The 7,583-nt window shown below is 46.5% G+C and carries 5 protein-coding genes; 1 reads left to right on the forward strand and 4 read right to left on the reverse strand.

What is annotated here, in order from left to right:
• From GF404_05175 to GF404_05185, 3 genes are all read right to left on the reverse strand, one after another.
• On the reverse strand, window positions 1-1,086 hold a 1,086-nt coding region (locus GF404_05175), incomplete at its 3' end, for a HAMP domain-containing protein (protein ID MBD3381572.1).
• A 253-nt stretch (window positions 1,087-1,339) separates the two neighbouring features.
• The gene (locus tag GF404_05180; protein ID MBD3381573.1) at window positions 1,340-2,380 is read right to left on the reverse strand and encodes a PAS domain-containing protein; all 1,041 of its coding nucleotides are present in this window, start codon (window positions 2,378-2,380) and stop codon (window positions 1,340-1,342) included.
• Window positions 2,381-2,720: 340 nt separating this feature from the next.
• Window positions 2,721-3,203: a hypothetical protein gene (locus GF404_05185; GenBank protein MBD3381574.1), complete on the reverse strand. Its 483-nt coding sequence runs from the start codon at window positions 3,201-3,203 to the stop codon at window positions 2,721-2,723.
• A gap of 364 nt (window positions 3,204-3,567) precedes the next feature.
• Here GF404_05185 and xth point away from each other — a divergent pair, with 364 nt between their 5' ends.
• Entirely contained in the window at window positions 3,568-4,341 is a 774-nt protein-coding gene (gene xth, locus GF404_05190) for an exodeoxyribonuclease III (GenBank protein MBD3381575.1), read from the forward strand.
• 86 nt (window positions 4,342-4,427) lie between these two features.
• Here xth and GF404_05195 read toward each other — a convergent pair whose 3' ends face one another.
• Window positions 4,428-6,794 carry a hypothetical protein gene (locus GF404_05195; GenBank protein MBD3381576.1) on the reverse strand — a complete coding sequence of 789 codons (2,367 nt, stop codon included), beginning with the start codon at window positions 6,792-6,794 and terminating at the stop codon, window positions 4,428-4,430.
• Between the last annotated feature and the right edge of the window lie 789 nt (window positions 6,795-7,583).

Genomic DNA, 7,583 nt, shown 5'->3' on the forward strand with positions numbered 1-7,583 from the left:
CAGACCTCTGAATGAATCGGCCAAAGTACCGATCTCGTCTTTGGAGGTGAACTTGATATCGTGGTTGATATCGCCGACCGCGATCTCCTGAGCTATCGTTGCCATGTTCGAGACCGGCTTGCTGATGCCGCGGGCTATCACGAACGCTATCGCTATGCCCAAAGCTACTGCACCGACCAGAAAGATTATCATCATGGAAATAGAGCTGGCCTGGGCGGAATGCATTTTCTCTTCCTGGCCAACCTGGATTCGGCTGATGACATCAACCACAGCCAGGGCTTCCTCGGTCAGCTGATCGTAGGTATTGTCCATCCTGTTTTTGTTTTCATGAACCTGGACAAACATATTGTCGATCGTCTCTACGGCCGCGATGGCGTTGTTGAGCTGATCGATATTGACCTGTTTTCTCATCAATGCCCGGTTCTGCTTGCAGATTTCGATAATATCCGCCTGCAACTGGCGGAACTCTTGAGCATATTTATCATCATCGGTTAGCTTCCAGTTGCGGTAGGCCGTACGCGAAAAGGCGAACAATTTTACGATTTCATCAGCCAGCCGGGACTTGAGCGCACGTTCTTCGAGCGCGCTATGGCTGGCGCGGGAGGCGAACTCCTGCTCCATCTGCTTTTGCTGGCTGGCGCTCAACTCGTTTGCCTGCTTCTGGAAGATGTCTGCCTGGCGACCGATTTCAGCCTGGGCCTGTTTGGACTCCTGCGAAATCTCAACCCACCTGTCCCAGGTCGAACAGTATTTCTCGATACTGCTCAGTGCCTCATTGGCCATGGCTACATCCTTAGAATCCTTGAAGCGTGCCTGAGTAGCCCTGATTTGGCTGTTGGTTTTCTCTGAAAGCTCCTGCAAATTCTGATAATGGGTTTCATCCTGCGTAAATTTGAATTTTAGCCGTTCTGCGCCCATATCCTTGATCCAGATCATGACCTGGTTGGCGTCATTCGAATTAGCGACCTTCTGTGAGTAAGTGCTCAATCCGTTGTAACCAGCGTAACCGACTATTATCGCCAATGCCAAAATCAGACCGAAACCGATGTAAAGCTTTTTGGCAATCTTGATGTCCTTCCAACTCATTAATTACCTCCTCCGTCATACGACCGCGAAAAGTATGTGCCTGATTATCGTTTTGCCCGCATCGCAGGCCTCGTTAATTACTCGATTAGGATTAAATCGAATTTCTTCCCATATCTGACTTTCTCACTAAGTATCGGACGAAGATGAACTGCATGGAGGGATGATTACTGTACGGTTATTGTATATATGCTATATACAATAATCGGGACTATGACTTCGATATGAAACAACTCTGCTTAAAATGAAACAGTGCTTAGAGGTTCTTCAGAAAAGCGCTCAGATTGATTTTCTGGTTGGCGATTTGCAATTTTTTGCGGATCATCTTGCGTTGTTGCTGAATCGTACCGACCGATACATTGAGCTGACCGGCTATGTCTTTGGAACTCAGGCCGTTTTTAATGTGCGAGCAGATTTCCAGTTCCCGCGGACTGAGTCGTGAGAAGCTTTTATCCAATTTATCGATAAATGGGGTAGTGATATCCTCAAGATTTGCCTTGACCCGGTTCAGTTCAGCTTGAAGCTGCGGATCGAGTTTGTCTTCCAATCGGCTGAGCATGGGAAGAATCAGCAAATTGACATTGGATTGAATTCGGTCAGATATTTTCTGCTTTTCCGAGTCTATCTGTTTGAGTACACCATTCAGGACGATGTTTTTTTCTTCCAGCGCTTTTTGTTCTACACGCAGTTTCTGGATAGCACTTTGAAGTTCTGCCCGGGCCGTTTCCCGATCGGTTATATCCTGGAAGGTTTCTATCGCTCCAATGATCTCATTCTCGCGATTGAACAGCGGGGCGGCTGTAAAATAGAGCCAGTACCCATTGGCACCAAGGCTGGGGAAATGGCTTTCCACCTCGTAGGCGCCCTCGATCAAGCTCGATTTGCGGCTTGACCCGGTATAGAATGTCAGAATATCTTCTTCCGGGCGCTGATCAATGATCAAGTCCGCAAGTATCGGTCTTTTTACATCATAGAAAGCCTGCCACTGGTTATCGGTACCAACCACCTCGCCAGCCTTGATTCCGGTCAGCTTTTCGCAGGCCCGGTTCCAGTGTGTAACCCTGTGATCACGATTTATAACCAGCAGGGGGACACAGATCGTTTCAAAGATCTGATGCAGGTCGTATTTGTTTTTCGGCTTTGTCAGGTAAGTGTCGGTCTTTTTATTTTCTGTGTCGACAGATTTTAACTCTCCAGTCGTTTTATGCGACCTGATGGTTAACTGCGAGCGGATGCGCGCGAATTCACGAGCCGGTTTCTCAGTTGAAAGCTGGCCAGATTTTAGCTTAGTACACAATTCTTACCTCTCACGTTAATCCTGATACCGGGCGGAGCAGGAGCTACTATATGTTATCGGAACAGTTGGAAATAACTTAAAGCGGATGAGAATAAACAGCGTGCAAACTCATGATTTTCATGCTCCCAATCCGAGGTTCATCAAAGTACGGCCGAGCTATACGATCAAAAACTCCATTCAATAGGGCAATCAGCTTCCGCTTTTGTTCTCCCTCAGCCTGACGAGTCAAGACACATTAACTTCCATATATGAAGTGAGTGATATCAGCTGGCATTAAAAAAAACCGGGGCACTAACCCCGGTTTTTTATCTTGATATCATTTTCGATGCTTTCAATAAAGTCAATTGAGATCATTGAGCTTGTCTCTAATCTCTGCCGCGCGTTCGTAGTCCTCGGTCTGAACCGCCTCTTTAAGCTCATCGTTGAGTCTTTTAACCTTGAGGAAATTCGAGGACTTTTTGTCGCTCTCAGGCTGGACGTATCCGCAGTGACGATTTGACCCATGAATCCTTGTCATAAGATTTTCAAGATTTGTCCTGAACGCTTCGTAGCAAAAACCGCATCCAAATCTGCCAATCTCAGCGAAATCCGAGAATGTCAATCCGCAGTTGGGGCAAACCGGGTCGTTTGTTCCGGTGCTTTCTCTTCTCTTGGGCTCATTGCAGGCCATGTCCAGAAAGTCACTGAGCGGGAAGGGATGATTCTCCAGAGGAGAATGAAATCCCAGCTTGTCAGCTTTCTCGCAATCGAGATAGATGATATGTTTTTGACCCTCCACTGATGCCTTGATTTTTACCTGGTGTTTGTTTTTCTCATGGCTCATAACCCTCTCCTTTTTATTCCCGTAAACCGCGTCTTTCTTAATCGCGACTTGCGGGACAACTCCGTCAAAAGAATATGGCGCAATCCTGGTGCCCCGTGCAGATCATAAAATGAACATCGTAATCGCTTGTAGCGCAATACGATAAGCGCGCATAAGATGATATGTTTCAGTTTCGAATAGTTGCTGGTCAGATTTTTGATAAAAAGTATGGGATTTATCCAATACGAATTTGATCTCTGTGATTTTTCTGAGCTTCAATAAAATATTGAGATTCGAGCATTTGCGCCTATATTATCCTCATGAGCAGGGAGCGATTTTTTTGACACAGCCGGACCGAATTTAACAACTCGCGGAGTGAGATGACATGGCAAAAATAAAGCTGTTATCATGGAATGTAAACGGCCTGCGGGCGATCTATAAAAAAGGTTTTCTGGACTGGTTAAGAAAAGAGAAACCGCATATTCTCTGCCTGCAGGAGACCAAGGCGACCTTCGAGCAGTTACCTTCAGCTCTCAAGGATATTCGCGGTTATCTTAACTTCTTCTCGTCCGCCGAACGCAAGGGTTACAGCGGAGTGGCAACGTATACTAAAGTAGATCCCAAAAATGTAACTTATGGTATCGGGGTCAAAAAATTCGATTCAGAAGGAAGAGTCCTGATCAATGAATTCGAGGACTTTTGGCTGTATAATATATATTTCCCCAATGGCAAGGCGTCCAAGAAACGGCTGAATTATAAACTGGCATTTTACAAATCGTTTTCGAAACATATCAAAAAACAGCTTGCCTCCGGCAAAAAGATAGTGATCTGCGGCGATGTCAACACTGCTCATAAGGAAATCGATCTGGCTCGTCCCAAACAAAACGAAAAGATCTCGGGATTTCTTCCTGAAGAACGTGCCTGGATCGACAGTTTTCTCAGGCTCGGTTTTCATGACACTTTCAGGGTTTTTAATTCCAATCCGAATCAATATACCTGGTGGGATTACAAGAGCCGGGCGCGTGAACGGAATGTGGGCTGGAGAATAGACTACTTTTTTGTCAGCGACAATCTCAAAGATAACCTTAGCAAAGCCTTTATCCGCAACAAGGTTTATGGTTCCGATCACTGCCCGATAGGCGTCGAACTAATGTTCTAACTTTTTATAGTGATAGAATAATCTGAATGGAAATAGAAAAACCGCCGGTTTGAATTCCGGCGGTTTATAATTTAGTTCGAGTAAATTCAGCAGTCGGGTGAATCGTCACCGTTCGGGTCGCAGGGTGCGGAACCGCCCGAGAAGGCATAGTTAATGACATATACAGCATCGGATATATCCACGCTGCTGTCGCAGTTTAGATCTCCTGATTCGATCGGATCCGGTGCCTGCCCGCCGGCGAAAGCGTAATTGATGATGAACACAGCATCGGAGATATCCACGACTTCATCGTCGTTGACATCGCCGCAAATATATTCACAGATATCGCCAATACCGTTTCCGTTCGTATCTAACTGGTCGGGATTGTATCGCTCGGGACAGTTGTCGACATCGTTTGCGAAACAATCGCCATCTATATCAGTAGCGGTTGTAGACAGGACTGATTTCAGTTCATCGTAGACAGCCTCATAAGAGGCAAGCGAGCTGTCCGCATAAATTATAGCTGCCCTGCAGATCAGGCTGTCATCAGGTTGAATCGTAGCCTCGCCAAATGAGAGCAAAAGCGAGGCATCCGAATACTGAGTGGCGGAAAAATACTGTCCAAAAGCCAGTGCTTCGTAGGCCCGGTAATCCCTGAAATTTCCGTATGGATAGATTTCATTTGTGTTATTTACTGCTTTCATACCCTTGTTTTCTCCGCAGGCGTAGAGTCCGCCCAGAGCACAAGTAATGTCTTCGTAGCGTCCCCGCTGGTAAACAAGGTGCTGGTCGACATTATCGACATAACCATAGTCTTCTCCGGATTGATCGATTTCGAAATCACCGAACATCCCGGCATACAAAGTCAGAGCGGTATCGCATGGATTTCTGATCGTGTAATCCACCTGGATGTATTGGCAATCCTCCAGACCAATTCCGCCCGTGCCGAGGGCATAGTTGACGGTGCCATGCAGACGGCCGTCGGACGTAGCAAAGTCGAGAGTATAATTGTTTCTTCCGAGGCTGTCCTGCCACTCTGTCAGGCTGTCAACTACGATATATTCGTCTTGAAGGTAAATCTGCTGGTAGACGATCGTATCGCTAGCGTCCACAAGACCCAAAAGAAGTGTGCCCGCGTAGAGCATATCGCGGCCGTTTACGATCATCCCCAGGTTAAGGTTGTCGTAGCCGAACTGCGGGGTGTTGGGCACATACAGTTCGAGGCAGGGCTGTCCAAGCGCGTAATAATCCTGTGATGGTGGCTGGATTGTAACTGCCACCTCGACAGGCAAGCTCAACTGCGAGTAGTCGGAGAAGGAAAACGTCAGTATGAGAGAATCAGAATAATTTCCATAATTACAGATATCGCCTGAACCTGCATCGTAGCTGATCTCGATCTGTGTGGAGTCACCGTAATGCAATAGAACCGGCCAGTTCCCGCTCAGGCTGAATTCGGTTCCCTGCAGTGAGACTGACGATAGTTCGATCGAATCCGGACCTACGTAGCTCAAACGGAGAGTATCGAGGCCAACTTGACCAGGGGTAACTGTACCCAAATCGATCCCACCTGAAGTTATCAGGCCACCAAAGGCATAAGCCAACTCCGTGTGAACATTTTCAAGTGTATAACGGTACTTGACCGCCTGCCCGGCCGAGAAAATATCACGACAGAGTTTTCTTGAGTAAGACATGATATTGCTGACATCGGGATTGTAGGGGGTGGCATTACATTCTATCGGCGGGGGTGCGTAATTGTCATATTCGCAAGCCGGGTAGTCGCTGACATGCTGGTAAAGATCGGGATCGGCAGGTGTGTCGGAAATCAGATCACCAGTCGTTTCAGCATTGGAACCATCCGGGCATTCAACTCCAAAGTAATCTTCGTGTGTGTGATACAGACCGAAGTAGTGTCCGACCTCATGCGGAAATGTCGATTTATAATTGTATGGATCAGAGCAGAGATTGTTCATGATGATCCCCTGCACTGTTGAACTCGAATATGAAGATAATCCGCAATACGGAAAGCCGGAGGAGTCGGGTACGAAATAGACATTCACCGCCGATGACTGCACGTTTTCCTCTCGAAGCTGATTATAAGCTGAGTAGTTATCTGTCCCGTAGAAATAGTAATCATCATCGATGAAATCCAGACTGTACATGTAAAAACTGACATTGAGCGGTTGGTTGAGTGCGTTGGAGGTATCGAATATATCCTGCAGGAGCGTGGTATCGAGACCGCCTTCACCCTGCGAGCTACGAACTATGTGGACTGCAATCGGAATTGAATAATGTATGTCATCACGGAATACGGTTTTCTCTTTGTAGTCCTGAAAATCACTGTTTCGTAGTAACTCGTTCTGGTATTGCTCTGCTGTGAGAACGGTTCCGCAGTCATTTCCAATTGCAAAGGAGACGGTTCCCATGGCTAGTAAAATCGCGCATATAATCATTAAAACGGATTTGTAGCAAAACATTCTTACCTCCGGCTATATTTTTATTTCTAAGTAAAACTTCCGGATCGGAAGTCAGTGCGGTAAATGTAAAATACCTCATTTTCAATATACTGATATACTCAGAATTGCCAAGCGTTTTCAGACCTGAAATCTGCCGGGTTGTGCTCAATAAAAATAAACGGGATGAGACACAAACCTCATCCCGAATTCAATAGAAACAGATTCTGTACTATGCATATACTGTCTTCAATGCTATGTAGTTTGGGTCTGTAAATACCGCCGAAAGATCCTGAAGCCTGGTGTCAGTTCGTATAACGCAAGACGCTACCTGGTCTGCTATGTAGTATACCGGGAGTGTCGTTAGAGTCAATAGGATTAGATGAGACGACTATCAAGAATTATGTAGAAATGTGTGGACAACAGGATTCAGGACAACTCCGAGGGGAGTTTTAGAATCACGAAGCGTTTGGCGTAAGCCCCAAAAACCCCCGGCTTTAGCCGGGGGAATCTATATTCAAGGCAGTCTTCTCTCGTCAGTGTGAAATCCCGAATTTAGAGAAATGTTCGATTTTAAAGATCACCCGGCCGAATCTGATCTTGGCAACCTGATAAAGTTCCCAGGCCTGAGTTTCCGGATTATAGTAATAGAGTTTGAGTTCGCGGCCTTCGAACTTATCGATATCGATTACGCGCCTGAGATTCTTCAGATCCAGAACAAGGTAGGCGGCGCGCTTGAAGACCAGATCATTGGGCGCAAACTCAAATTCAAGAAACTTCTCGCCCTTTGCGGTACCTTCGCGCAGGCATGAA

It is taken from the genome of Candidatus Zixiibacteriota bacterium, from assembly GCA_014728145.1.
Lineage (GTDB): Bacteria > Zixibacteria > MSB-5A5 > JAABVY01 > JAABVY01 > WJMC01.

Excerpts from the sequence above, each read along its gene's own strand:
- GF404_05185 (MBD3381574.1), bottom strand. The coding sequence starts at position 3,203 with ATGAGCCATGAGAAAAACAAACACCAGGTAAAAATCAAGGCATCAGTG.
- xth (MBD3381575.1), top strand. The coding sequence starts at position 3,568 with ATGGCAAAAATAAAGCTGTTATCATGGAATGTAAACGGCCTGCGGGCG.
- GF404_05195 (MBD3381576.1), bottom strand. The coding sequence starts at position 6,794 with ATGTTTTGCTACAAATCCGTTTTAATGATTATATGCGCGATTTTACTA.